At 72.7% G+C, this 23,309-nt stretch carries 25 protein-coding genes; 15 read left to right on the top strand and 10 right to left on the bottom strand.

The features are described from left to right. Nucleotides 1-66: 66 nt before the first annotated feature. The 7 genes from hemL to ACY8FT_RS08680 are packed head-to-tail and all read left to right on the top strand — an operon-like array spanning nt 67 to nt 6,459. Nucleotides 67-1,401, top strand: a complete 1,335-nt coding sequence (hemL, locus tag ACY8FT_RS08710) for a glutamate-1-semialdehyde 2,1-aminomutase (protein ID WP_462418537.1) — start codon at nt 67-69, stop codon at nt 1,399-1,401. Then, a complete protein-coding gene (locus tag ACY8FT_RS08705) occupies nt 1,398-2,150 on the top strand; it encodes a histidine phosphatase family protein (RefSeq protein ID WP_462418536.1) in 753 nt (250 codons plus the stop codon). The genes hemL and ACY8FT_RS08705 overlap by 4 nt, the downstream gene beginning before the upstream one ends. Then, nucleotides 2,147-2,761 (top strand): TlpA family protein disulfide reductase, encoded by a 615-nt coding sequence (locus tag ACY8FT_RS08700; protein ID WP_462418535.1) that lies wholly within the window; start codon nt 2,147-2,149, stop codon nt 2,759-2,761. The genes ACY8FT_RS08705 and ACY8FT_RS08700 overlap by 4 nt, the downstream gene beginning before the upstream one ends. Further along, nucleotides 2,762-3,625, top strand: a complete 864-nt coding sequence (locus ACY8FT_RS08695; protein WP_462418534.1) for a cytochrome c biogenesis CcdA family protein — start codon at nt 2,762-2,764, stop codon at nt 3,623-3,625. Beyond that, on the top strand, nt 3,625-5,217 hold the full coding sequence (gene resB, locus ACY8FT_RS08690) for a cytochrome c biogenesis protein ResB (RefSeq protein WP_462418533.1): 1,593 nt from the start codon (nt 3,625-3,627) through the stop codon (nt 5,215-5,217). The genes ACY8FT_RS08695 and resB overlap by 1 nt, the downstream gene beginning before the upstream one ends. Further along, the gene (ccsB, locus tag ACY8FT_RS08685) at nt 5,217-6,107 is read left to right on the top strand and encodes a c-type cytochrome biogenesis protein CcsB (RefSeq protein ID WP_462418532.1); all 891 of its coding nucleotides are present in this window, start codon (nt 5,217-5,219) and stop codon (nt 6,105-6,107) included. The genes resB and ccsB overlap by 1 nt, the downstream gene beginning before the upstream one ends. A gap of 4 nt (nt 6,108-6,111) precedes the next feature. Then, nucleotides 6,112-6,459, top strand: a complete 348-nt coding sequence (locus ACY8FT_RS08680) for a DUF4229 domain-containing protein (protein ID WP_462418531.1) — start codon at nt 6,112-6,114, stop codon at nt 6,457-6,459. Between the two features lie 93 nt (nt 6,460-6,552). Here the strand turns inward: ACY8FT_RS08680 and ACY8FT_RS08675 are convergent, their stop codons facing one another. Together ACY8FT_RS08675 and ACY8FT_RS08670 are read right to left on the bottom strand one after the other, a co-directional pair. Then, nucleotides 6,553-7,152: a hypothetical protein gene (locus ACY8FT_RS08675; RefSeq protein ID WP_462418530.1), complete on the bottom strand. Its 600-nt coding sequence runs from the start codon at nt 7,150-7,152 to the stop codon at nt 6,553-6,555. A 144-nt stretch (nt 7,153-7,296) separates the two neighbouring features. After that, on the bottom strand, nt 7,297-8,181 hold the full coding sequence (locus ACY8FT_RS08670) for a 1,4-dihydroxy-2-naphthoate polyprenyltransferase (protein ID WP_462418529.1): 885 nt from the start codon (nt 8,179-8,181) through the stop codon (nt 7,297-7,299). Between the two features lie 307 nt (nt 8,182-8,488). Here ACY8FT_RS08670 and ACY8FT_RS08665 point away from each other — a divergent pair, with 307 nt between their 5' ends. The 3 genes from ACY8FT_RS08665 to ACY8FT_RS08655 all read left to right on the top strand — a co-directional run bounded on the left by ACY8FT_RS08665 (nt 8,489) and on the right by ACY8FT_RS08655 (nt 11,525). Continuing rightward, nucleotides 8,489-8,806: a lactococcin 972 family bacteriocin gene (locus ACY8FT_RS08665; protein ID WP_462418528.1), complete on the top strand. Its 318-nt coding sequence runs from the start codon at nt 8,489-8,491 to the stop codon at nt 8,804-8,806. A 103-nt stretch (nt 8,807-8,909) separates the two neighbouring features. Continuing rightward, entirely contained in the window at nt 8,910-10,853 is a 1,944-nt protein-coding gene (locus tag ACY8FT_RS08660) for a hypothetical protein (RefSeq protein WP_462418527.1), read from the top strand. 3 nt (nt 10,854-10,856) lie between these two features. Continuing rightward, nucleotides 10,857-11,525, top strand: a complete 669-nt coding sequence (locus ACY8FT_RS08655; RefSeq protein WP_462418526.1) for an ABC transporter ATP-binding protein — start codon at nt 10,857-10,859, stop codon at nt 11,523-11,525. Nucleotides 11,526-11,528: 3 nt separating this feature from the next. Here ACY8FT_RS08655 and ACY8FT_RS08650 read toward each other — a convergent pair whose 3' ends face one another. The 6 genes from ACY8FT_RS08650 to ACY8FT_RS08625 form a co-directional block, all read right to left on the bottom strand. Continuing rightward, nucleotides 11,529-12,680: an AMP-binding protein gene (locus tag ACY8FT_RS08650; protein ID WP_462418525.1), complete on the bottom strand. Its 1,152-nt coding sequence runs from the start codon at nt 12,678-12,680 to the stop codon at nt 11,529-11,531. Nucleotides 12,681-12,687: 7 nt separating this feature from the next. Continuing rightward, nucleotides 12,688-13,698 carry a 1,4-dihydroxy-2-naphthoyl-CoA synthase gene (locus ACY8FT_RS08645; RefSeq protein ID WP_462418524.1) on the bottom strand — a complete coding sequence of 337 codons (1,011 nt, stop codon included), beginning with the start codon at nt 13,696-13,698 and terminating at the stop codon, nt 12,688-12,690. A gap of 21 nt (nt 13,699-13,719) precedes the next feature. After that, a complete protein-coding gene (locus ACY8FT_RS08640; protein WP_462418523.1) occupies nt 13,720-14,220 on the bottom strand; it encodes a nucleoside deaminase in 501 nt (166 codons plus the stop codon). Nucleotides 14,221-14,243: 23 nt separating this feature from the next. Continuing rightward, entirely contained in the window at nt 14,244-15,725 is a 1,482-nt protein-coding gene (locus tag ACY8FT_RS08635; protein ID WP_462418522.1) for an HNH endonuclease signature motif containing protein, read from the bottom strand. Between the two features lie 189 nt (nt 15,726-15,914). Continuing rightward, nucleotides 15,915-16,727 (bottom strand): ABC transporter permease, encoded by an 813-nt coding sequence (locus ACY8FT_RS08630; protein ID WP_462418521.1) that lies wholly within the window; start codon nt 16,725-16,727, stop codon nt 15,915-15,917. Then, nucleotides 16,724-17,614, bottom strand: a complete 891-nt coding sequence (locus tag ACY8FT_RS08625) for an ABC transporter ATP-binding protein (RefSeq protein ID WP_462418520.1) — start codon at nt 17,612-17,614, stop codon at nt 16,724-16,726. Before ACY8FT_RS08625 ends, ACY8FT_RS08630 begins: the two co-directional genes overlap by 4 nt. 163 nt (nt 17,615-17,777) lie before the next feature. Between ACY8FT_RS08625 and ACY8FT_RS08620 the strand changes: the two genes are divergently transcribed. Genes ACY8FT_RS08620 through ACY8FT_RS08610 form a run of 3 tightly spaced genes read left to right on the top strand, consistent with a single transcriptional unit; the run spans nt 17,778 to nt 20,327 of the window. Further along, entirely contained in the window at nt 17,778-19,100 is a 1,323-nt protein-coding gene (locus ACY8FT_RS08620) for a sensor histidine kinase (RefSeq protein WP_462418519.1), read from the top strand. Continuing rightward, nucleotides 19,100-19,765: a response regulator gene (locus ACY8FT_RS08615; RefSeq protein ID WP_462418518.1), complete on the top strand. Its 666-nt coding sequence runs from the start codon at nt 19,100-19,102 to the stop codon at nt 19,763-19,765. The genes ACY8FT_RS08620 and ACY8FT_RS08615 overlap by 1 nt, the downstream gene beginning before the upstream one ends. A 22-nt stretch (nt 19,766-19,787) precedes the next feature. After that, the gene (locus tag ACY8FT_RS08610; RefSeq protein WP_462418517.1) at nt 19,788-20,327 is read left to right on the top strand and encodes an NUDIX hydrolase; all 540 of its coding nucleotides are present in this window, start codon (nt 19,788-19,790) and stop codon (nt 20,325-20,327) included. A 93-nt stretch (nt 20,328-20,420) separates the two neighbouring features. Here the strand turns inward: ACY8FT_RS08610 and ACY8FT_RS08605 are convergent, their stop codons facing one another. Continuing rightward, on the bottom strand, nt 20,421-20,837 hold the full coding sequence (locus ACY8FT_RS08605) for a DoxX family protein (protein ID WP_462418516.1): 417 nt from the start codon (nt 20,835-20,837) through the stop codon (nt 20,421-20,423). A 144-nt stretch (nt 20,838-20,981) separates the two neighbouring features. Here ACY8FT_RS08605 and ACY8FT_RS08600 point away from each other — a divergent pair, with 144 nt between their 5' ends. Beyond that, nucleotides 20,982-22,058: an o-succinylbenzoate synthase gene (locus tag ACY8FT_RS08600; RefSeq protein WP_462418515.1), complete on the top strand. Its 1,077-nt coding sequence runs from the start codon at nt 20,982-20,984 to the stop codon at nt 22,056-22,058. Between the two features lie 17 nt (nt 22,059-22,075). Here the strand turns inward: ACY8FT_RS08600 and ACY8FT_RS08595 are convergent, their stop codons facing one another. Continuing rightward, on the bottom strand, nt 22,076-22,312 hold the full coding sequence (locus tag ACY8FT_RS08595) for a hypothetical protein (RefSeq protein WP_462418514.1): 237 nt from the start codon (nt 22,310-22,312) through the stop codon (nt 22,076-22,078). 87 nt (nt 22,313-22,399) lie between these two features. Between ACY8FT_RS08595 and ACY8FT_RS08590 the strand changes: the two genes are divergently transcribed. Then, the gene (locus ACY8FT_RS08590) at nt 22,400-23,293 is read left to right on the top strand and encodes a hypothetical protein (protein WP_462418513.1); all 894 of its coding nucleotides are present in this window, start codon (nt 22,400-22,402) and stop codon (nt 23,291-23,293) included. Nucleotides 23,294-23,309 lie beyond the last annotated feature (16 nt).

Genomic DNA, 23,309 nt, shown 5'->3' with positions numbered 1-23,309 from the left:
GCGCGAGGCCGGTCGACCCACCGGCCTCGCAGTCAACTCTCAGGAAGGATTGAGACGGTCATGCCCATGTCCGACCCCCGTAGCACCGAGAACCAGGGCGCAACCGCCCCGTCCGTGGAGTCCAGCGTCTCGTGGATGGAGCGTGGCCGGGCCGTCATCCCCGGTGGTGTGAACTCCCCGGTGCGGGCCTTCGGGGCCGTGGGGGGTGACCCTCGCTTCGTCACCTCCGCCGAGGGGGCCGTGCTGCGCGACGCCGACGGGAACGAGTACGTCGACCTCGTCGGCTCGTGGGGCCCGATGATCCTGGGCCACACCCACCCGCAGGTGATCGAGGCCGTCACGCAGGCCGCCGCGCGCGGATTCAGCTTCGGCACGCCGAACCCGGTCGAGGTGGAGCTGGCCGAGGAGATCGTCCGACGCATCGAGCCGGTGGAGGCGGTGCGGCTGGTGAACTCCGGCACCGAGGCCACCATGAGCGCGCTGCGCCTGGCTCGCGGCTTCACCGGTCGCGAGAGGGTCATCAAGTTCGCCGGCAACTACCACGGTCACGTGGACGCACTGCTTGCCCAGGCCGGCTCCGGCGTCGTGACCTTCGCGCTGCCGGACTCCGCCGGCGTGCCGGCCTCCAGCGCCGGGCAGACGCTGGTGCTGCCGTACAACGACGTCGAGGCGCTGGAGCAGGCCTTCGCCGAGCACGGCCCGGAGCTCGCGGCCGTCATCGTCGAGGCCTCCCCGGGCAACATGGGCATCGTCCCGCCGACCCCGGAGTTCGAGCAGGCGATGCGCCGACTCACCCGGGAGCACGGTGCGCTGCTGGTCTCCGACGAGGTGATGACCGGCTTCCGCGCCAGCGCCACCGGGTGGTGGGGTCTGAGCCAGATGGACCAGGCGCCGGACCTGTTCACCTTCGGCAAGGTCGTCGGTGGAGGGTTCCCGGTCGCGGCCTTCGGTGGTCGCGCCGACGTCATGGGCCACCTCGCGCCGGCCGGGCCTGTCTACCAGGCGGGCACCCTCAGCGGGAACCCGGTGGCCGCGACCGCCGGGCTCACCACGCTGCAGCTGTGCACGGACGAGGTGTACGCGGCCCTGGACCACGCCCGCGAGGTGCTCACCGGGGCCGTGACCGAGGCGTTCACGCGCCACGGCATCCCGCACAGCATCGGCCGCGCGGGGACGATGTTCAGCATCTTCTTCACCGAGGGCCCGGTCGGCGACTTCGCCGCGGCCCAGCAGCAGGACACGGCGCGCCACGCGGAGTTCTTCCACGCGATGCTGCGCCACGGCGTGCACCTGCCGCCCAGCGCGTTCGAGGCGTGGTTCGCCTCCGCCGCGCACACCGACGACGTGCTCGACCGCGTCGTCGAGGCCATCGACGCCTCCGCACGGGAGATCAGCGCATGACGCCCGGAACGAACGGCAACCCCGCGCCGCACGGGACGAGCGGGACGGGTGGTGCGGCCGGGACCCCCGAGGACCCGCAGCCCACGCGACCGATCCGCCACGACGGCCGGCCCGAGCGCACGCTGGTGCACGTGGTTCGCCACGGCGAGGTGTACAACCCCGAGGGCGTGCTCTACGGGCGGCTGCCGGGCTACCACCTGTCCGACCGCGGTCGCGCGATGGCCCAGTTGGTGGCCGAGGCCCTGGCCGACCACGACGTGACGCAGCTGGTGGCCTCCCCGCTGGAGCGGGCGCAGGAGACCGCGGCCCCCCTCGCGGCCGCGACCGGGCTGCCGATCGGGACCGACGAGCGCGTCATCGAGTCCGGCAACCAGTTCGAGGGACGCCGCATGCGCGGTGACGACGGGGCCCTGCGCGACCCGCGCAGCTGGCGGCTGCTGTGGAACCCGCTGCGCCCGTCGTGGGGTGAGCCGTACACGGAGATCGCCGCGCGCATGGACGCCGCGCTGCGCGACCTCGCGCGTGCCGCCCGGGGCCACGAGGCCGTCCTGGTGAGCCACCAGTTGCCGGTGTGGATGCTGCGCAGCCGCCTCGAGGGACGCGCCCTGCCGCACGATCCGCGGCGCCGCGAGTGCACGCTGGCGAGCGTCACCACGGTCGACCTGGTCGGCGACGAGGTCCACGGAGTGCACTACAGCGAGCCCGCCGCCTCGCTGCTGCCCGGTGCGGCACCGGGGGCCGGGGCATGACCGGGCGCCGCGCACCCCTGCCCCGTCGGCTCGTGCTGGCCGGTGGGCTGACCGGGCTGGGCTCGCTGGCCCTGACGGCCTGCGGTGAGGACGATGGCAACACCGTCACCGGGCGGGCCCGCGGCGAGGGCGAGGCCGGGTACATCTCCGGTGACGGCTCCGTGGAGCAGCTGGGCGCCGAGGAGCGCCGCGAGCCGGTCACGCTGACCGGGAAGCTGCTGGACGGCAAGGACTTCCGGCTGGAGGACCGCAAGGAGAAGGTCGTCGTGCTCAACACCTGGGGGTCCTGGTGCCCGCCCTGCATCAAGGAGATGCCGGCGCTGCAGGACTTCTGGGAGGAGTACGAGGAGAAGGACGTGCTGCTGCTCGGGCTGGTGCAGCGCGACGGTGACGAGACCGCGAAGGCCTTCCTGCGCTCGCGCGACATCACCTACCCGAACCTGGCCGACGACGGCGGCGCGACCCTGCGGGGGCTGCAGGGTGCCGCCTCGGCGACGCCGACCACCCTCGTGCTCGACGGGGAGCGGCGCATCGCCGCACGGGTCTCCGGGCCCGTGGAGCTCAGCACGCTCAGCGGTCTGGTGGACGACGTGCTCGGCGAGGACGCCTGAATGGACACCGCGGTACCCGTCGGCCTCGTGGCCGGCATCCAGGACACCATCGCCTCGGGCTTCCTGCCCTGGGCGATCGCGCTGGCCTTCGCCGGCGGTGTGGTGAGCTTCGCCTCGCCCTGCGTGCTGCCGCTGGTGCCCGGCTTCCTCGGGTACATGACCGGTCTGGGCGGGGTGCAGGCCGAGTCGGTCCAGTCCGCCCGGACGGCGACCGGGGCCGGCCGGGCCGAGCCGGGCGACCGGCCCGGCCGCGAGGACCGGGGCGGGCGCCCTGCGGCGCGGCCGCGGCTGCTGCTCGCGAGCCTGCTCTTCGTGCTGGGCTTCACCGTCGTCTTCCTCGCGCTCGGCGTGGTGGTGAGCGGCCTGAGCATCGCGCTCTCGGACGACCGGGGGTTGCTGCTGCGCATCGGCGGGGCGGCGGTGCTGCTCATGGGGGCCGTCATGACCTTCGGCCTCGGCGGCCGCGAGTGGAAGGTGCGCTGGCGCCCGGCGGCCGGGCTCGCCGGCGCCCCGCTGCTGGGGGCGGCCTTCGGACTCGGCTTCTCCGCCTGCATCGGGCCGGTGCTCGGGGCGATCCTCGCGCTGTCGAGCTCGTTGAGCGGCTCCGGTGACGCCGTCGGCCGCGGAGCGCTGCTGGCCGGTGCCTACAGCCTGGGTCTGGGGCTGCCCTTCGTGCTGCTGGCGGCCGGGATGTCCCGGGTGGCCGGGGCGTTCGGGTGGATGCGCGACCACCACCAGCTCATCAGCGCGATCGGCGGGGTGGTGCTCATGGTGCTCGGGCTGCTCATGCTCGTGGGCGTCTGGGACCGGGTCATGGTCTGGCTGCAGACCGAGTGGATCTCCTCGTTCAGGCCGGTGATCTGATGATCGGGACACTCCGTTGGGCGTGGAGCCAGCTGACGAGCATGCGCACGGCGCTGCTGCTGCTCCTGCTGCTGGCCGTGGCCGCCGTGCCCGGGTCGATCTGGCCGCAGCGCTCCGTCGACGCCGCCGCGGTGGACCGGTACGAGCAGGACCACCCGAAGCTCGCACCCGTCCTGGACGCGCTGCAGATGTTCGACGTCTACTCCAGCCCGTGGTTCGCGGCGATCTACCTGCTGCTCTTCACCTCGCTGGTGGGCTGCATCATCCCGCGCACCCGGGTCTACCTGCGCGGCTGGCGGCAGCGCCCGCCCGCGGTGCCGCGCCGGATGACGCGGATGCCCGGCAACCGCCAGCTCGCCGTGGACGGCCGCGGCGTCGACGAGACGGCCGACGCGGTCGCCGCGATGGGCCGCTCCCGCCGGTACCGGGTGCGCGAGGAGTCGCCGCGGCCCGGGGTCCGCGAGGTGTCCCTGGAGACGGGGATGCTGCGGGAGCTCGGCAACCTGGTCTTCCACATCAGCCTGGTCGGCATCCTGGTCAGCGTGGCCATCGGCTACCTGTTCGGCTGGCGGGCCGAGGTGCTCGTGGTCGAGGGCGAGGAGTTCACCAGCAGCAACGGGCGCTTCGACACGCTCAACGCGGGGCCGTGGGTGGACACCCGGGACCTGCCCGCCTTCAGCCTGGCCGTCGACGACGTCGACGTGGAGTTCGAGAGCGACCCGGATGCCGGTGAGGGCCAGTTCGGCCAGCCGCGCTTCTTCGAGGTCGACGCTCGCTTCGACGACGGGGACGGCGAGGAGAAGCAGAAGCTCGAGGTGAACGAGCCGCTGTCCCTGGGTGGGGCCCGCATCCACCTGCTGGGCAACGGCTACGCGCCCGAGGTCAGCGTCCGCGACAGCGAGGGGAACCTCCTCTACCGCGAGGCCTCGCCGATGCTGGTGCAGGACAACCAGTACACCTCCAGTGGGGCGTTCAAGGTCTCGGCGGCGGGCACGGACTCGCAGCTCGGCCTGGCGGGTCTGTTCCTGCCGACGCAGTCGATCACCGCCGACCGGGGGCCGCACTCGACCTTCCCGGGGCTGGCGGACCCCGCCCTGGTGATGACGGCCTGGGAGGGCGAGCTCTTCCCCGGTGGCCGCCCGCAGTCGGTCTTCACCCTGAACACCGACGAGATGCAGCAGGTGCAGGGGAAGGACGGCACCCCGGTGCGGATCTTCCTGCAGCCCGGCGAGGAGTACGAGCTGCCCGGTGACCGCGGCACCGTCGCCTTCGAGGACGTGCGCCGCTTCGCCGGCCTGAACGTCCGGCACGACCCCGGGCAGGTCCCGGCCCTCGTCTCGTCGATGGTGGGGCTGGCCGCCCTGGTGCTGACCCTGACGGTGCGCCGGCGGCGCTATTTCTTCCGCGTCGAGCAGGGCGACGGACCCGGCGCGACCGTCATCGACATGGCCGGGCTGGCCAAGGGGCACGACCCGGGCCTGGGCCAGGCCGTGGGCTCCTTCGCCGACGACCTGGCGACCCGGCTGGGCGACCGGGCCACGCACGACGACGCGGACGCCGAGGCGTCGCGCACCACCCCCGAGGAGAAGTGATGAACATGGTCGGAGCACCCGTGGCGGTGCTGGCGACGGTGGACGAGCCGATGGCCCGTACCTCCGACGTACTGCTGGTCGTGACGATGAGCGTGCTCGCGCTCTCGATGCTGGCCTACACCGGGTACCTGGCCGCGACCGACGGCCGGCGCCTGGGCACGGCCGGCCAGGGGCTGGCGTGGCTGGGCACCCTCGGGCTGGTGGCCACCATCGCCACCCGTGGGCTGGCGGTGAGCCGGGCGCCCCTGGGCAACATGTACGAGTTCGCCCTGGCGGCCGCGGGATTCGCGATGCTGGGCTTCAGCCTCTGGACCATCTGGCGCGACACCCGGTGGCTGGGGCTGTTCGTGGTGGGTCCGGTGCTGCTGGTGCTGGGTGCGGCCGCGACCGCGTGGTGGACCGAGGCCTCGCAGCTGATGCCCTCGCTGCAGAGTGCCTGGCTGGTCATCCACGTCACCGTCGCGACCCTGTCCATCGGTGTGTTCATCATCGGCTTCGCGCTGGCGACTCTGTTCCTGCTCAAGCGCCGGTCCGAGGAGTCGGGGGACGGGAAGGGCCCGGCGTTCCTGCAGCGCGTCCCCTCGGCGGAGCGGCTGGACCGCCTCACCTACTCGGCGCACATCATCGCGTTCCCGCTGTGGACCTTCACCCTGGTGGCCGGTGCCATCTGGGCCGAGCGCGCCTGGGGGCGGTACTGGGGCTGGGACCCCAAGGAGGTCTGGACCTTCGTCATCTGGGTGGTCTACGCGGCCTACCTGCACGCCCGGGCGACGGCCGGCTGGACCCGCCACTCGGCCTGGCTCGCGATCGCCGGGTTCGCCTGCATCGTGATCAACTACGCCGTGGTGAACGTGTACTTCGTCGGCTTCCACTCGTACTCGGGGATGTGATCTGGTGCTTCGCTACACCCTCCTGCGGATCCTGGTGTTCCTGTTCTTCCTGTGCGGCTTCTTCCTGGTGGTCGAGCTGGCGGGCTGGCAGCTGGACACCCTGGCCATCTTCTGGCTGGTCGTCGCGGCGGCGCTGGCCTCGATGATCGCCTCGCTCTTCCTGCTGAAGGCACCCCGCGCGGACTTCAACGCGCAGATCGACGCCGCCATCGCCAAGCGGGAGGCGGCTCGCAAGCGCAAGCGCCGGGTCAGCGACGAGGAGGTCGAGGACGACGCGGCCGCGGACCTGTCCCCGCGGGGCGCCGGTGCGGACCGGCGGCCTGCGGACGCGGGGGACGACGACTTCGTCTGATCGACGGTGCCGCAGCCGGCATCGACCGGGAACGTGCGAGAGGGGCCGGACGACGTGGAGTCGTCCGGCCCCTCTCGCGGGCTCTGTACGGGGTCAGCTGCCGGGAGCCAGCACCGCGATCTCGTACGGGGTGCCCTGCCCCGGGGCGAGCACCTGCAGCACGTCGAACGGCTCGTCGGCCGTGACCTGCAGGTCGTGACGCTCCCCGTCGCAGGTGAGTTGCTGGGCGGGCCCGACCGGCTCTGTCTGCCCGGTGACGGTGGGGCGGAGGGTGACCCGGGAGCCGCCCTCACAGCGTCCGGCGACGGTGACCGCGACGCTGTCCGGTGCGATCCGCAGCGCCCTGGGGGCGCCGTTCGCCCGGCCCTTCAGGCGGTGCTCGCTGCGCTCGCCGGGGGCGAGGAGCTCCGAGGGGTCCGCGGGCGAGGACGCGGACCCGGACGGTGACGGCGAGTCGTCGGAGGGCGACGTGGACGGCGAGTCCGACGGGGAGGGGGCCGAGGTGCTCGGCGAGGGGGCTTCCGGCGAGGTGCTCGACTCCTCGGGGCTGCTCGTGGTCTCGCTCGACGGGGACGGTTCGCTCGTCGCCGTGGAGGTCGGGCTCCCGCCTCCCTCACCGCCTTCGTCGGTCGAGCAGGCGGCGAGTGTGGTCGCCACCCCGAGCAGCGTCAGCGTGGTCAGAGCCCTGCGCATGGTCCCCCTTGGTCGTGTCGGGTGACCGGATCCGGCGCGGGGGCGACGGGCCCGGGTCGATGGTCCCCTGATCATGCGCCACGAGCGGCTCGTTCGGAAGTCCTCCCAGCCAACCGGCAGGAAGCTGGCAGGTGGGGGTCAGGCTCAGCGGCTGGCCCACCAGAGGCCGAGCCCCCACAGCAGGCCGAGGACGAGCTGCATCCGCCCCGTCTGACCGAGGACGGTGACCAGGGCACGGCTGCGGGCGCGGCGCAGCACCGAGCGCACCGGCGGGACGGCCAGCGGGACCGCCAGCAGGCCGAGGACGGCGGAGCTGTGGGCCAGCCCGGAGACCAGCACCATGACGAAGGCGAGCAGGACGAGCCCCGCGTAGAGGCGCCGGGTGCGGGTGGGGCCCAGGCGGACGGCCAGCGTGACCTTGCCGGAGGCGGCGTCCCCCTCGATGTCGCGCAGGTTGTTGGTCAGGTTCAGGGCAGCGGCCACGGCCCCGATGCCGACGGCGCCGGCCAGCCCCGCCAGGTCGATGGTGCCCGCCTGCGTCAGCTGGGTGCCCAGGACGGCGACGAGCCCGAAGAAGAGGAACACGGCGACCTCGCCCAGCCCCCGGTAGCCGTAGGGGTTGCTGCCGCCGGTGTAGTTCCACGCCGCCCAGACCGCCGCGACACCGAGCAGCAACAGCCACCAGTGGCCCGACAGCAGGCAGAGGGCGATGCCCGCGACCCCGGCCAGACCGAACATGCCGAAGGCGGCCAGCTTCACCTGCCGGGGCGGGGCGAGCCGCTGGCCGACGAGGCGCACCGGGCCGACGCGGACCTCGTCGGTGCCCCGGATGCCGTCGGAGTAGTCGTTGGCGTAGTTGACGCCCACCTGCAGGGCCAGGGCGACGACCAGGGCCAGCAGCGCGAAGCCGCAGTGCCCGGCGTCCTCACCGCGCGCGAACGCGGCCCCGGTGCCGACCGCGACGGGGGCCACGGCGGCAGGCAGCGTCCGCGGACGGGCGCCCTCGATCCACTGGGCGGGCGTGGCCATGGTCCTCCTCGGCAGGGTGCGGGCGGGTGGGGGTGGACGCGTGCGATTCTCCCACCTCGCTCCCCATGCCAGGTGTGCAATCCTTCTTCGCTTGGCCTCACACTGCGCTACTTCTGGACAGAGAGCACCCGCCATGACCTTGGCATGGTTGCCTCTTGACGAAATGCGCACCCAGTCAAAGGCTTTCTCAAGACTTCCCAAAAAATGACAGCGGCTGCGTCAAGAGGGTTGCGTCGCATCGAACGGGGGGGCTCATGAAGGTGTTGGTCGACTTGACCGACATCGGTCACACACAAAGGAGAGCATCATGCGTATGCGTCGTTCCATGGCGGGGGCTGCTCTGACTGCCGTTGTCACGACCACCTGTGCCACGGCTGCTTTTGCGGCCGTCGAGACCACCAACCCGACGGCTGGCGGCACCTGGCGGCACGGCACCACCGGCTCGTTCGGCGGTGGCACCGTTGTGTCGGAGTACCTCCACGACTCCCGGGACCACAGCTCGTCCGTCCGCAACTGCGACGGTGAGGAGAACCGATCGGGTGTGAAGAGCAAGGGCACCTGGGCGAACTCGTCCATCGGTGCGTGCCAGCTGGCCACCGACCACGCGTACTACGACGTGGTCTGACGGCTGGCTCGACCTTTCGTCGCGGCGGGTCCGGGGAACTCCGGACCCGCCGCGACGCCAATGACAGGAAGGACGTGGTGTGCGGAGTACGCATCTGCTGTGGGTGACGACCACGACGAGTCTGCTGCTGGCCATGGTCATCGCGTGGCTCGGGGCGGCGGCACAGGCTGAAACCTTCCCGAACCGGGCGGACGCGAGCGTCGTGGTGTCGGACATCCCGGACAGCAGGGGGTTGGCGGTCGACATGGGTGATGCGGCCTCGCGGAGAGGGGTGCACCTTGCCCGTGTCACGGTGGACGCCCGCGGGGACAGGACCTTGCAGGCCCCGCCGTCCGCGCCACCGGTGGAGAGTGGGCCCGTTGAGCCGGTGGGTATTCCCGGTGTGCACGCTGAACCGTGGTCCGATGCGACGAGCCTCCGCGGAAAGTGGGTCGCTTGGGGCGACCCAGACCAGTTGCGGCACCTCTACACCGACCTGCATGAACTGGGTATCGACGTGTCGGTCGTGGAGCGGGCCGACGTGGGGCCACGTGATCTAGCGGCTTCCCATGCAGTCCTCAGTTCGGCCCAGTGGGTACTGGGGGCAGCTGTCCTGGCGGCTGCGGCGCTGGTCGCCTCGGAGGCCACACGACGCGTCGCTGTGGCACAGGCCTGCGGTGGGTCGCGCGCCGCCGCGTGGTGGCGCCTCGTGGGCCTCGTCCTGATGTGGATGGTGGGCACACTGGCCGTCGTCTTGCTGGTTGTGCTGGCCCATCCCGCCACACGGCCGGTCGTCGGATCATCGGTCCGGGACTCCGTTCTGGGGCTCCTCGTGTGGTCGGCGCTCGGCGTGTTCGTGGCGGCGGTGCTGGGTCTCGCAGCAGGTTTCCAGTGGGAGGTCCCGCTCCTCTCAAGGCTCCGTGGCCGACGGCCGCTTTTTGTCATCGGCCTGGCGGCCTCGCTTGCCGCCACCGTCGCCATGGGGCTCCTGCCGGCCGCGGGGGGTCGCATGATCCAGGCGGAGGCGGACAAGCAACAACTCGTCGAGAACCTGGCGGTCTGGGACCGCATGCCCCAGCTTGCCTCGCCCAAGCAGTATGGAGCCTCGGACAACGAGTCACCGGAGGTCGGACATCGTTTCCAGAAGGCCTTCGCGCAGGTGGAGAAAGAGGTCCCGCTCTTCCTCAACGTCGGGTCGAGGTCGTGTGACTTTGCCGTCGACGGGCGAGGATGCCTCATCGTGAACCAGGAGTACCTGCGACACGTGCAGCCGTCCGTCGACCTGCAGGGGGACGGCCCTTGGCTCATGGCGCCGCGGGGTGGTGGCGACGAGAAGGCGGTCAGGGCCTCGGTCGCGGACTGGATGGCCTTCCAGGCGCGGCTCACTTGCGGTGAATACGGGAAACCGGAGGGCTGTGTCGAGGTCCCGCAGGTGAGGAGTGAGCGCACCCCCGGCGACGTGGAGGAGTGGCCGGTCCTCCGTCAGGGGGATGCCGTCGAGGCGTCTGGCGGTGATGCGGAGGATCCGTGGGTCCTCGTCGTCGGCCGGGACCGGGACTGGCTCTCGGGCAACTTCCTGTCGGCGGCCATGAGCCGTTCGGAGCTGATGTTCGTCGGTGAGCCACGGAAGGTGGAGGCTGTTCTGGCCTCCTCACCGGTGGCGGATCGTGTTTCCCCCGCCGTCGACCCCCAGCAGACCGTCGAGGAGGTCCGCGCAGAACTGTCCCGGCAGGGTCAGCGGGACGCGATCTCGATGGCCGTGCTGGCCGTCATCGAGCTGACGGCCTTGGTGGCCGCGGTCCAGGCCATCACGCGGGCGCGCCGTCGGCGGCTGTTCGTGGGCTTTGTGACTGGACGGCACCCATTGCGTCGTCATGCCGTCGTCGCCCTGGCCGTCGCCGGGATGACAGGCGTCGGCACCCTCGTGGCCCTGTCGCGTGGTGTGCTCGAGGCACCCGGTGGGGGGTGGTTGCTGATTGGTCAGGTGCTCGTCGTGACCGTCGTGGTGGCCACCACCGCGTTGGTTGTCGAGCGGGGCTTGAACACCTCTGTTCTCAAGGAAGGGTGAGTCGTGCAGAACGAGTTGGTGCTGGTGGCCGAGGGGCTCTCCGCGAGTGTTCCCGTCAGGCTGCTGTGGCAGGGAGTGGACCTGACCGTGTCCCAGGGTGAGCGGGTGGCGCTGGTGGGGCCGAGCGGGTGCGGCAAGACGACGCTCCTCAACTGCCTTGCCGGACTGGAGTCGCCGGACGAGGGCCGAGTCGTGCTGGGGGAGACGGACCTCACGCGGGCCCGCGGGTGCACGCTGCGCCGTCTGCGCCGTGAGGAGATGGGCGTGCTCTTCCAGGATCACGGCCTGGTGCCCACCCAGACGATCCGGCAGAACCTCGACTACGGGTTCGGCGGCCAGCGGGTGTCGCGGGACGAGCGTGCTCGTCGTCGGGCGGCCGCCCTCGAGCAGGTGGGCATCCCGCACGAGGAGGGACGCAAGACCCTCACCCTCAGCGGAGGTGAGCAGCAGCGCGTCGCGCTGGCCCGGCTCCTCGTGCAGCGGCCACGCATCGTCTTCGCCGACGAGCCCACGGCGTCCCTCGACGGCGGCAACGTCCACGTGGTGCAGCAGGTCTTCGACGACATGGCCTCCCGGGGGACGGCCGTGGTGATGGCGACGCACGACGACCGCATGATGCGCTGGGTCGACTCCGTGCTCGACCTCACCGATGCCGTGGAGCGCGCTGCGTAAGGGTCAGGCCGTCTCGTCCGGGGCGGCGGCCAGTTGCCGCAGGGCGGCACGGTCGTACTTGCCCGGGCCGGTGAGCGGCATCGCCTCCACCCACCGCACGGCGCGCGGCAGGGCCTCGGGTGCGAGCTCACCCCGCAGGGCGGCGCGCAGGGTGGCGAGGGAGGGGGTGTCGGCACGCGGCACGGCCACCACGGTCACCCGCTGGCCCCAGACGGGGTCCGGGGCGCCCACGACGGCGCACTCGGCCACCTGCGGCAGGCGGCTCACCGCATCGGCCACCAGGTGCGGTGACACCTTGAGCCCCCCGGTGGCGATGAGGTCGTCGGCGCGCCCCAGTAGGCGCAGGCGGCCGTCGGTGAGCTCGCCCAGGTCGTCGGTGACCAGGGTGCGGCGCGGGGTGCCGTCAGCGGCCGGGTCGGCCTGCTCGATGCGGGCCCCGGCGCCCCCGGCGTGGGTGCGCTCGGTGACGAGTTGCCCGTCCACCAACCAGCCGCGGGTCACCCACGGCGCAGTGAGCGTCACCCGGCCCTCGGGCGTGAACCCGACCTCCACGCCGTCCAGGGGGCGGCCGTCGTAGACGCACCCGCCGCAGGTCTCCGTGGAGCCGTAGGTGCGCACCACGGGCAGGCCCGCGCTCGCGGCGGCCTCGGCTGCGGTCGGTGAGAGGGCCGCGCCGCCCACGAGCACCGCATCGGCCCCGGCAGCCACGCGGGCGGCCAGCGTCGGGTCCTCCACCAGGCGCACCACCTGCGTGGGCACCAGCGAGAGGTAGGTGCGGGTGGCCGGGTCGCTGGCGCGCGCGGCCTCGAGGTCGACGGCCAGGTGGGCGGGGTCGAAGGGGCGGCCGTCGCCGCCGGTGGTCACCAGCGGCTCGTGGCCGGCCACCGCGGCGCGCACCAGCACCTGCACCCCCGCGATGTGACCCGGGGGCAGCGCGAGCACCCACCGGCCCGGTCCGCCGAGGCGGGCGTGGGTGGACATTGCGCTGGCCCGCAGGTCCTCCCCGCGCAGCAGGGCCCGGGCCGGGGAGCCGGTGGAGCCGGACGTGCCCAGGGCGAGGTCGGAGCGCCCGGCGAGCACGCCCGCCAGGGCCGCGCGCACGGCATCGGTCCCGGCGCCGGGCTCGATGGTGGTGGGGACGGGTGTGGTGCTCAACGCCGGCTCAGTAGTACCAGGGGTGCGCCGACCAGTCCGGGTCGCGCTTCTCCAGGAAGGACTCCTTGCCCTCCACGGCCTCGTCGGTCATGTACGCCAGCCGGGTGGCCTCACCGGCGAACACCTGCTGCCCCATCAGGCCGTCGTCGGCCAGGTTGAAGGCGAACTTCAGCATCCGCTGGGCGGTGGGGGACTTGCCGAGCACCTCGCGGGCCAGCTGGATGCCCTCGGCCTCGAGCTCGGCGTGGTCGGTCACCCAGTTGACGGCTCCCATGCGGTGCATCGTCTCGGCGTCGTAGGTGCGGCCGAGGAAGAAGATCTCGCGGGCGAACTTCTGCCCCACCTGCTGCGCGAGGTAGGCCGAGCCGTAACCGGCGTCGAACGAGCCGACGTCGGCGTCGGTCTGCTTGAAGCGGGCGTGCTCGCGCGAGGCCAGGGTCATGTCACAGACCACGTGCAGCGAGTGGCCACCACCGGCGGCCCAGCCGTTGACCAGGGCGACGACCACCTTCGGCATGGTGCGGATGAGGCGCTGCACCTCGAGGATGTGGAGCCGGCCGCCCTCGGCTCTCACCCGTGCCTCGTCGACGCTGCTGGCGTCCGCGGCGGCCACGTCGGCGTCGTGGCTGGTGGCGTACTGGTAGCCCGAGCGGCCGCGGATGCGCTGGTCACCGCCGGAGCAGAAGGCCCAGCCGCCGTCCTTGGGCGAGGGGCCGTTGCCGGTGAGGAGCACGACGCCGACGTCCGGGGAGCGGCGGGCGTGGTCGAGGGTGCGGTGCAGCTCGTCGACCGTGTGCGGGCGGAACGCGTTGCGCACCTCGGGGCGGTCGAACGCGATGCGGACCACGCCGAGGGGAGTGGACCCGTCACCGGTGCCGTCGGGACCACCACGACCCACCGCGGGCAGGGTGCTGCGGTGGTACGTGATGTCGGTCAGCTCCTCGAAACCCGGCACCACCTGCCAGGCGTCGGGGTCGAAGGTCTCGCTCACGGGGCGGGGGCTGCTGGAGTTGCTCACCCGGTGATCGTAGGCGGGGCCTCAGTACTCCGCGCGGTCCGGCAGGGCCAGCCAGGCCTCGAAGGGGGCCCGTGCCGCCGGGTGCGGCTGGCGACTGAGCTCCAGCACCGTGGGCGACGCGCGCCGCACCTCGTGCCGGAAGGTCGAATCGTCGAATCCTGCATCTGCCGCGTCCTGCGAGGTGGCGGCGAACACGACGGAGTCCACCCGCGCCCACATGGAGGCGGCCAGGCACATGGGGCACGGCTTGCAGGAGGCGTAGAGGACGCAGCCCGTGAGCTGCTCGGTGCCGAACCGTCCTGCCGCCGCCCGGATCGCCTCCACCTCCGCGTGCGCTGTCGGGTCAGGGGTCGCGGTGACCCGGTTGGTGCCGGTCACCCAGGTGTTGTCGCTCGCGCGGACCAGGACCGCCCCGAACGGCCCCCCGCCCTCGTGCACGCTGCGTTCCGCGAGCTCGATGGCGTGGGTGAGCGGATCCCGGGCGTGGCCCGCGGAAGCGTTCTCCGGGTGCTGCTGGGTCATGTCTCCATTGTGGTGGCTCACCCTCAGGGTGGGTCCGGATCCTCCGCAGGGTGCCAGTGCCACCGGTCCCCGTCCCGGGTGGCCGTCAGCCGGTCCCGGTGCACGACGGTGTGGTGCCGCTGGCAGAGCAGCGCGAGGTTGGCCAGGGCGGTCGCCCCGCCGTCCGCCCAGTGCTTGATGTGGTGCGCGTGGCACCAGCCAGGTGGCCGGTCGCATCCGGGGAAGGTGCACCCACCGTCCCGCAGCGCCAGGTGGGCACGCTGTGCCGGGGTCGCGGTCCGGGAGGCCCTGCCGATGTCCATGGGTGCGGAGTCGCTCCCCAGGACGGCCGGCAGGATGTTCGCGTCACACGCGGCCTGTCGCACCTGGGCCGGGGTCAGGACGCTCCCGTCGAACGTCGTGGCGAAAGAGGTGGGGCCGGCGTCGTCCGCGCTGCCGGGGAGGGGCCGGGCCCACCCCCGGCGGACGCGACCGGGTCGTGCTGGTCTGGGCTCGGCCAGGGCCTCCGTGCTCGAGACGTGTCCGGACGCCCCGTCGCCCTGCCGCCCGAGCCGTTCCAGGAGGGTGTGGTGGTCCGCCGTGACGATCAGGGTGGTGGCTCCGCCGAGGCCGCACCCACCGGCCGTGGGGTTCCCGTCGGCGGCCTGGGCGCGTGTAACGAGCTCCATGAGGGCCTCGGCGCGACGTCGTGCGGGAGTGCGGGGGTCGCGCACGGGCCGTCCCTGCTCGTCGGTGTCGGACCGGGGCGCAGCCAGCCCCGCCACGGCCGTCCGCAGGCGGGTGGCGTCGGGCTGGTTGACCTCCAGCGTGAACTGCACCAGCCCCGTGGGCAGTGCCCGCTCGGTCAACGAGGAGCACTCGCGGGCACGCTCGTCCATGTCGTCGAGGGTGTCCTGCCCGTAGCGTGCGATGACCTGCCGCGTCAGCTGTCGCAGGGCTCGACGATCCGCCCGCAGGCCCTCCTGGTCGTGCAGCGTCCGCGCGTGGTCCAGGTAGTGCCCCAGCACCTGCTCCCTGCTCGCACCCGGCAGCAGGGGCCGCACCTTCTCGGACTCGCTGAGCACCACCTGGGCCGCGCCGACGCCGATCGCCCCGGACCACACCGCGTCGGCCAGCGCGCCGGTGCCCGGGTCCAGTGTTGCTGCCGCCACCTCGGACACGGCCCGTGCCCGTCCCGGCTCGGTGATCCCCGCCTGCTGGCGCACCCAGGCAGTCGGCCCCGCGCACCGCGACGCACCCACGACGCCCCGGTCGAGCGCCTCGGCGGTGAGGCCGGTCATCGCCGCCTCGGCGGACCGCACCAGGTCTCCGAGCAGTCCGAGCGCAGGAGCCAGGTCGTCTGACCCCACGCGGAACAGCTCGTCACGCACCCGGCCGAGGCCGGCCGTCACCTGCGCGGCCAGCGAGAAGACCTGTGGTGCGGTGGCCAGCACATCGTCGAGCGGGGACTTTTCCACGTGCGCCATGTCCACGGACATCACGGCATCGTCCACCTGTGTCGTCATGGAGCGTCACCCCCCGCGTCCTGTCTGCCTCGCAGCTTCCCCCTGCCCAGATGAAATGATACACGCGACACACTAGAAGTGCAACAAGTGTACTCATTCGTTCCAGTCTTCCGGTTCGACCGGCCGCTTCCGACGTGTGCGAGCCGTGCCCGGTCCGTCGCAGACCCCTTGCGGGAGAGCGGTCGCGCATCACTTCACCTCCTTGCGGGCCACGCGCCACAGCCCGAGCGCCAGGGGCAGCGCGACCCAGAGGGCGGTCACCGAGGCGAGCTGCAGCCACTGCTCACCGGTCGGCCACGTGCTGCCGGAGGCGAGTGGTGTGGTTGCGGTCGCCAGGTCGATCCAGGCGGCGTGGTCCCGGATCCAGCCCACCGTCGTCGAGGCCACGGTGATGACCGCGGGGAGCACGAAGAAGGCCGCGATGGCCAGCGGGACGTTGAGCAGCAGGGCGCCGAGGGCGGTCCCGATCAGGACGTTGAGCACCTGGGTGACGATGAACTTCCCGTAGACGGCGGCAGGGAGCGACAGGTCCATCGTCGATCCGGCGAGCGCGGTGGAGGCCACGTGGGCCAGGACGGCCAGGCCCACGGTCACGGCCAGGACGAGGAGACCGAGGGCGACGGAGGCCAGCACCTTGGCGATCATCACGCGCCACCGCCGGGGCTCGTGCGTGAAGGTGACGAGGGCCGTGCGCTGGCTCCACTCGGAGGCCATCGTGAGGATGCCCAGCACCGGGAGGAGCACACTCTGCGGGATGGTGATGGTGTTGAAGAGGCTGCCGAGGGAGGCGCCGTCCTGACGGGAGAACCACATGACCAGTCCCATGGTCAGCGCAGTGACCAGGACGACGACCCCCAGGAGCCACCGGCCCGCACGCGTGTCGACGGTCTTGCGCAGCTCCACGTGGAACAAGCAGGGGAAGGGCAGGCCGGGTCCGGTGAGGTGAGGGGTCGTGTCGTCGGTGGAGGGACCCTGTGCGGGCGGCTGGGGAAGAGTGCTCATGCGGCCACCTCGCGGGCGTCCTCGGCGGTCAGGTTCAGGAACAGCTCCTCGAGGCCGCCGCTGCTCCGGAGCGTGGTGAGGACGAGATCGGCGTCGCGTGCCACGCGGCCCACCTGCTCCGGGGTGGCCTCGGCCGTCAGGTGGCCGTCGGCCCCGGTGGTGAGGGTGAAGCCGGCACGGGTGAGGGCGGTGTACAGGGCGCTGCGGTCGGTGGCGTCCACCAGCACGCGTCCGGTGGTCAGGAGCTCGGTCTTGCTGCCCCGGGCCACGATCCGGCCCCGTCCGATGAGCACGAGGTCGTCTGCCACGTGCTCCACCTCGGAGAGCAGGTGCGAACTGAGCAGCACCGTGCCGCCCTCCATGGCGAAGTCCCGCAACAGGTCACGCATCCACCGGATGCCTGCGGGGTCCAACCCGTTGGCGGGCTCGTCCAGGATGAGCACCTGTGGGTCGCCGAGGAGCGCCGAGGCGATGCCGAGACGCTGGCGCATGCCCAGGGAGTAGTCGCCCACCCGGCGCCGCGCCTCGCGCTGCGTGAGGCCGACCCTCTCGAGGGCACAGTCCACGGCGCGGCGGTCCGCACCCACCACCAGGCCGGCGAGGGTCAGCACCTCCCGGCCGGTGCGCCCGGCGTGCTGCGCCCCTGCCTCGAGCAGGACGCCCACGTGGCGTGCCGGGTTCGGTAGCGAGCGATAGGGCCGGCCCAGGACGAGGGCCGTCCCGGAGGTGACGGGTGTGAGGCCAGTCATCATGCGCATCACGGTGGACTTGCCGGCGCCGTTGGGGCCGAGGAAGCCGGTCACGCGCCCCGGGGCGGCGGTGAAGGAGACGGAGTCCACGGCGGTGAATTCGCCGTAGCGCTTGGTGAGTTGGTCGACGTGGATCATGACTCCAGCCTGTGCCGGGGAGGGTGCCTCCCACATCGGTCATCGGGCTGTTCCGAAGGGGGCTGATGGGCTGCTCCCTGCGCCGGTACCCCTGACCAAAGGAGGGGGTGTTCGCCGACGAAGGTCTCTGGGATCGCCTCGGGGCCACTCGTACTCTTCGACCATGCCCGCCTCAGCACCTCCGGCCCCCTGTGCGCCTCTGTCGTTCTGGCAGCACGCGTGGCGGCTCGTGGTGGTGTGGGCGGTGGGGGTGCTGTCCGCGCTGGTGCTCTTCGGGGCCACCACGGCGACCCATCCCGAGCGTCTGCGGAACGAGGACCTGGCCATCGCGCTGACCCTGTTGGACTTCCTCGTCGGCCACGTGATCGTGGGTCTGGTGGCCTTCCGTCGCCGCTGGCCGGTGACGATCGCGATGGCGAGCACGGTGCTCGTGTCCGTCTCGACGATGGGCATGCCCGCTTGGGCGCTCGCCGTCCTCTCCCTGGCAACCCGACGTCGGCTGCGTCCGCTGCTGGCCGTGGGGGCAGTGAACCTCCTGGCCGTCCTGGTGGGCGAACTGTTCATCTCGCCGTGGGTCTTCCCGGTGGACTCCGAGCCTGTGACCGCCTCGGGGCGATGGGTGATGTTCGCGACCAGCGCGGTCCTCGCGCTTCTCATCCTCTCGGTCATCGCGCTGATCGGGTGGAATCTCGGCTCCCGTCGAGAGCTGCTGCGCAGCTGGCGGGTGGAGGCGGAGACGGCCCGTCGCGAGCAGACGGCCCGGGTGGCGCAGGCGCAGCTGGCGGAGCGCTCGCGCATCGCTCGGGAGATGCACGACGTGCTGGCCCACCGCCTCTCGTTGGTGGCCATGCACGCCGGGGTGCTGGCCCACCGCTCCGACCTGCCCGAGGCCGAACGCCAGCAGTCGGCGGAGGTCGTGCGCCAGGGGGCTCACCAGGCCCTGGAGGAGCTGCGGGAGGTGCTGGGTGTGTTCCGGCTCGACGAGGCAGACCACGTGAGTGCTGCCGACGCATCCGGAGGTGCCCGTCGCCCGGTGGAGGCGCCGCAGCCCGACCTCAGTGACGTGCCCACCCTGGTGGCGGAGGTGACCGGGAGCGGGCAGGCGGTGAGCCTCGCGGCTGCACCCGCCCTGTGGCAGCAGGCGCACACCCTGCCGCGGAGCACCGGGCGTCACGCCTACCGGGTGGTCCAGGAGGCGCTCACCAACGCGCGCAAGCACGCCCCCGGCCAGCCGCTGCGCGTGAGGATCACCGGAGCGCCGGGTCAGGGCCTCTCGGTCACCGCGGCCAACGCCCTCGGGGTGGGTGTGGAGGGCCGGGGGGACCCGGAGGTGGAGGGGACGCTGGGGATCCCGTCGGGTGGGCGGGGCCTGACGGGCATGGCTGAGCGTGTCCAGCTGGCCGGTGGCCGCTTCCAGGCGGGGCCCGACGACGGGGGAGACTTCGTCGTGCGGGCCACCTTCCCCTGGCCGCGAGAGGAGCAGTGATGGCGCACGCGCGACCCCGGGTGGTGCTCGTCGACGACGACCCCCTGGTGCGCACCGGTCTTCGCCTGCTCCTCAGTGGCCCCGATGGTGTGGACGTCGTGGCCGAGGGGGAGGACGGCGATCAGGTGGTCGACCTTTATGCCCAGCACCGGCCCGATGTGGTGCTCCTGGACATCCGCATGGCCCGGGTCGACGGTCTGGCGGCCATGCGGGCTCTGGTGGCCCAGCATCCCGACGCCCGCGTGCTGGTGCTCACGACCTTCGACACCGATGAGTACGTCATGGAGGCCCTGCGCGCGGGTGCCCGGGGTTTCGTGCTCAAGGACACCCGGCCACACCGGCTGGTCGCGGCGGTGCACGAGGTGGCGGCCGGTGACCACGTGCTCTCTCCGGCGGTCACCGCCCTGCTGGTGCGGCAGGTGTCGGACGCGCCCGTTCTGGACGATCGCGCTGCCTGGGCTCGGGGGCAGCTGGCTCAGCTCACGGAACGGGAGCTCGAGGTGGCCGGTGCGGTGGCCCGGGGTGGCGCGAACGCCGACATCGCCCGGGAGCTGTACCTCGGGGTGCCCACCGTGAAGGCACACGTCTCGAGCATCCTGGCCAAGCTCCACCTCACCAACCGGGTGCAGATCGCCCTGCTGGTCCACGATGCGGGCCGCGACTGAGCGCACCGCCTACGCTCCCCACATGCCGATCCCGCAGTTCATCCTCGACCTGCGCCGCCACGTCGGCACCGCCCCGCTGTGGCTCAGCGGGGTGACCGCCATCGTGCTGCGCCCGACCCCGGGGCTCCCCGTGGCGTCGGAGCACCGCGAGCTCCTCATGGTCCGCCGCAGCGACAACGGGCGCTGGACGCCCGTCACCGGCATCGTCGATCCCGGCGAGCACCCGGCGGTCGCCGCCGTCCGCGAGGTGGCCGAGGAGGCGTGCGTCACGGCGCGGGTCGAGCGCCTCGTGTGGGTCTCGACGACCCCGTTGGTCACCCACGTCAACGGCGACCGCGCTCGCTATCTCGACCACTGCTTCCTCTGCACCTGGGAGGCGGGGGAGCCGGCCGTCGGCGACGACGAGTCGACCGACGCCCGCTGGTTCCCGCTCGGCGACCTGCCCCCGATGCAGCCGGTGTTCCGGGATCGCCTGGCCGTGGCCCTGGCTGACGAGGTCGCGTGCCATCTGGGGGAGTCCGCCCCGGCGTTGCCTGCCTACGTGCGGGTCGCCTCCTCCTGAGCCGTCGCCCCCTCCTGGGTTGGCCACCGAGCGCCCGGGCACGAGAGCGGGGCCCGGGCGATGCGCCCGGGCCCCGCTCGTCGGTGGGTTCGCTCAGTTGCGTGCTCGGTGCCCCGGCAGCAGGGCGTCGAGGGACCAGAGGCCCGGGCCGGCCGCGGTCAGCGCGAGGGCTCCGGCGGCGATGGTGCCGACCAGCTCCCAGCCGCCGCCGTCGACGAAGACGCCGTTGCCGAGGTGGGCGAACCACGCGGCGAAGGCCATCTGCACGGCGACCAGAAGGCCGGCCACGCCGGTGAACAGGCCCAGGATCAGCAGGATGCCGCCGATCCCCTCGATGCCGACGGCCACCCAGGCCGCCAGCGTCGGTGCGGGGACGCCCATCTCCCCGAAGCTGGCCGCGGTGCCGTCGAGGCCCCACTCGGTCAGCTTCTGCCAGGCGTGCGCGATGAGCACGGCCCCCAGGATCAGGCGGGCGAGCAGGAACAGGGTGTCCTTGAGCGGGCGGGGCATGAAGACTCCGAACAGATAGATGACAAGTCCCCTAAGCGTGCAGGAGTGTTTGGTTCGACGCAAGCCGCCGTTACCGATGGGGCGTGGGGAGCTGCGCCGCCATCCCCTCGCCACGCCGCGTCGTGCGGCCGCTACCGTCGTCGGATGCTGCCGTGCCCGAACGAGCGACCCCCCGCGATCGCCGACCCGACCCTCGGCCGTCCGCTGCCACCGGTGGACGAGCTCCTCGAGGAGCTCGTCGTGGTGCGGCTCCCCATGGCCATGCGCTTCCGCGGCCTCACCGTGCGGGAGACGGCCCTCGTGCGCGGACCGCTCGGCTGGGCGGAGTTCGCCCCCTTCGTCGAGTACGACGACGCTGAGTCCTCCCGCTGGCTCGCCGCCACGCTCGAGGCCGGGTGGTGGGGCTGGCCGGTGCCGATCCGCCCGACCGTCGAGGTCAACGCCACCGTCCCCGCCGTGGACCCGGCCGAGGTGCCGTCCGTCCTCGCGCGCGTCCCCGGCGCCGGGACCGCCAAGATCAAGGTGGCCGAGCGCGACCTGCTCGCGCGCGACGAGGCCGCCTCCTTCCGCGCCGACCTCGATCGAGTCGCGGCGGTGCGCTCCGCGGCCGGGCCCGACGCCCTGTTGCGCGTCGACGCCAACGGCGCCTGGTCGGTCCACCAGGCCGCTCACTTCCTCGAGCAGGTGGCGGCCGCGGGGGAACGACTCGACTACTGCGAGCAGCCCTGCCCCACCGCAGCGGAGCTCGCCGAGCTCCGCGAGCTGCTGGCCGCCCGGGGCGTGCCCGTGCGCATCGCGGCCGACGAGTCCGTGCGCCGCGCCAGCGACCCGCTGCTGGTGAGCGCGCTCGGCGCGGCGGACCTGGTCGTCGTCAAGGCCGCACCCCTCGGCGGTGTCGCGGCCGCCCAGCAGATCGTCACCGCCGCGGGGCTTCCCGCCGTCGTGAGCTCCGCGCTGGAGTCGAGCGCCGGGCTCGCCGCGGGTGTCGCGCTCGCGGCCTCGATGCCGGAGCTCGCCGGTGCCTGCGGCCTGGGCACCGCGGCGCTGTTCACCCGTGACGTGACCTCCGCCCCGCTCCTGCCGGAGGGAGCGCGGCTGTCCCCGCGGCGGGTCGATCCCGACCTCGTCGCCGGTGTCGAGGAGCCCGGGCGGCGGAAGTGGTGGGCCGAGCGGCTGCAGCGCTGCCACCGGCTTCTGCAGGAGGGACGCGCGAACGGCTGAGGCGCCCCGGTGAACCGTCAGATCGGCCGCCAGCCGTAGACCATCACGGCGAGGAAGACCACGAGCCCCGCGAGCGCCACGGCGTTGACGATCGCCCGGACCACGAGCGCGCGGTGGGTCGGCTCCGGCGTCCGGCGCCAGAAGAAGACGCGGCTGAAGGCCTTGTGCTGGCCGCGCGGATTGAGCGCGCCCATGAAGGTCACCACCACCGCCAGCAGGCACAGGGCGACGACGGACTTGACCACGGTGGGCATGGGGCATCCTCTCGGCGGGCGGGGGAGAACAGCGTGTCACATCACCGCAGGGGTGGCGGTCCGCGCACGGCAGCCTAGAATTCCGCCATGAGCCACGTGACGGGGGGCCAGCCCGGCCCGTACGCCTACCACCCGCAGCAGCAGCCCCGGCGGCGCGGGCTGATGCCGCTGATCCTCGGTGGGCTGACGCTCCTGGTGGGCACCCCGCTGGCCTTCCTGCTGCCGATCGCGATCGGCATGGGCGACCTCTTCGGGGCACTGCTCAACCCTGCCTCCGAGGGCGACACGCGCTACCTGCCCGGTGGCGAGGAGCGCATCCTGTACGCCGTCGACCAGGACGCCAGTGCCGTCGACGAGGGGGCCTGCAGCGTGACCGACCCGTCCGGCAAGGAGCTCCCGCTCGAGCACCGCGACCTCGCCGAGGGCGGTGGCGGACCGGAGAACTTCTGGGCCTTCCGCACCACCGAGGACGGGGACTACACCTTCAGGTGCGGTCCCGACGCGGTCATGGCGATCGCCCCCGGCGACGCCCTCGACGGCATCGTGGGCTGGTCCGTGGCGGCCTTCCTGCTGGCCCTGCTCGCCTTCCTCCTGGGGTTCGGGCTCATCATCTGGGGGATCGTCCAGCTGGTGCGCACCGGACGCAGCGTCCAGGCGAAGCAGGGTGCGCACGGTGCGACGCCGCACGGCTTCCACCAGCACACCGCCCCGCACGACCACCAGCAGGCGGGAGCCCCCGGCACCCATGCGCCCCACGGCGCGACGGAGGCCTACCGCGGCACGCCCCACCACGGCCCGGGGCAGGACGGCGGGACGGGCCAGGCGCCCGACCCGCGCCGCCCTCACCCGCTGTCCGGCACCCGCGGGCGACCGGCCCCGCAGTACGGCCAGTACGCCCCCGGGTACGAGCCGCAGGCGGAGGAGTCCATCGGCGAGGGTGAGCGCGACGGTCGCCGTCCCGGCGGAGCCCACCGCGGCTGACCCGCCGGCCCGTAGG

It is taken from the genome of Kytococcus sp. Marseille-QA3725 (assembly GCF_054950055.1).
The sequence above is the reverse complement of the archived record's forward strand: the minus strand, read 5'-3'. Positions and strand labels throughout refer to the sequence as shown.

Coding starts and splice junctions, on each gene's coding strand:
- ACY8FT_RS08700 (WP_462418535.1), top strand. CDS start 2,147: ATGACCGGGCGCCGCGCACCCCTGCCCCGTCGGCTCGTGCTGGCCGGT.
- ccsB (WP_462418532.1), top strand. CDS start 5,217: ATGAACATGGTCGGAGCACCCGTGGCGGTGCTGGCGACGGTGGACGAG.
- ACY8FT_RS08630 (WP_462418521.1), bottom strand. CDS start 16,727: ATGAGCACTCTTCCCCAGCCGCCCGCACAGGGTCCCTCCACCGACGAC.
- hemL (WP_462418537.1), top strand. CDS start 67: ATGTCCGACCCCCGTAGCACCGAGAACCAGGGCGCAACCGCCCCGTCC.
- ACY8FT_RS08705 (WP_462418536.1), top strand. CDS start 1,398: ATGACGCCCGGAACGAACGGCAACCCCGCGCCGCACGGGACGAGCGGG.
- ACY8FT_RS08620 (WP_462418519.1), top strand. CDS start 17,778: ATGCCCGCCTCAGCACCTCCGGCCCCCTGTGCGCCTCTGTCGTTCTGG.
- ACY8FT_RS08640 (WP_462418523.1), bottom strand. CDS start 14,220: ATGACCCAGCAGCACCCGGAGAACGCTTCCGCGGGCCACGCCCGGGAT.
- ACY8FT_RS08675 (WP_462418530.1), bottom strand. CDS start 7,152: ATGCGCAGGGCTCTGACCACGCTGACGCTGCTCGGGGTGGCGACCACA.
- ACY8FT_RS08665 (WP_462418528.1), top strand. CDS start 8,489: ATGCGTATGCGTCGTTCCATGGCGGGGGCTGCTCTGACTGCCGTTGTC.
- ACY8FT_RS08610 (WP_462418517.1), top strand. CDS start 19,788: ATGCCGATCCCGCAGTTCATCCTCGACCTGCGCCGCCACGTCGGCACC.
- ACY8FT_RS08605 (WP_462418516.1), bottom strand. CDS start 20,837: ATGCCCCGCCCGCTCAAGGACACCCTGTTCCTGCTCGCCCGCCTGATC.
- ACY8FT_RS08670 (WP_462418529.1), bottom strand. CDS start 8,181: ATGGCCACGCCCGCCCAGTGGATCGAGGGCGCCCGTCCGCGGACGCTG.
- ACY8FT_RS08695 (WP_462418534.1), top strand. CDS start 2,762: ATGGACACCGCGGTACCCGTCGGCCTCGTGGCCGGCATCCAGGACACC.
- resB (WP_462418533.1), top strand. CDS start 3,625: ATGATCGGGACACTCCGTTGGGCGTGGAGCCAGCTGACGAGCATGCGC.
- ACY8FT_RS08615 (WP_462418518.1), top strand. CDS start 19,100: ATGGCGCACGCGCGACCCCGGGTGGTGCTCGTCGACGACGACCCCCTG.
- ACY8FT_RS08635 (WP_462418522.1), bottom strand. CDS start 15,725: ATGACGACACAGGTGGACGATGCCGTGATGTCCGTGGACATGGCGCAC.
- ACY8FT_RS08590 (WP_462418513.1), top strand. CDS start 22,400: ATGAGCCACGTGACGGGGGGCCAGCCCGGCCCGTACGCCTACCACCCG.
- ACY8FT_RS08600 (WP_462418515.1), top strand. CDS start 20,982: ATGCTGCCGTGCCCGAACGAGCGACCCCCCGCGATCGCCGACCCGACC.
- ACY8FT_RS08595 (WP_462418514.1), bottom strand. CDS start 22,312: ATGCCCACCGTGGTCAAGTCCGTCGTCGCCCTGTGCCTGCTGGCGGTG.
- ACY8FT_RS08625 (WP_462418520.1), bottom strand. CDS start 17,614: ATGATCCACGTCGACCAACTCACCAAGCGCTACGGCGAATTCACCGCC.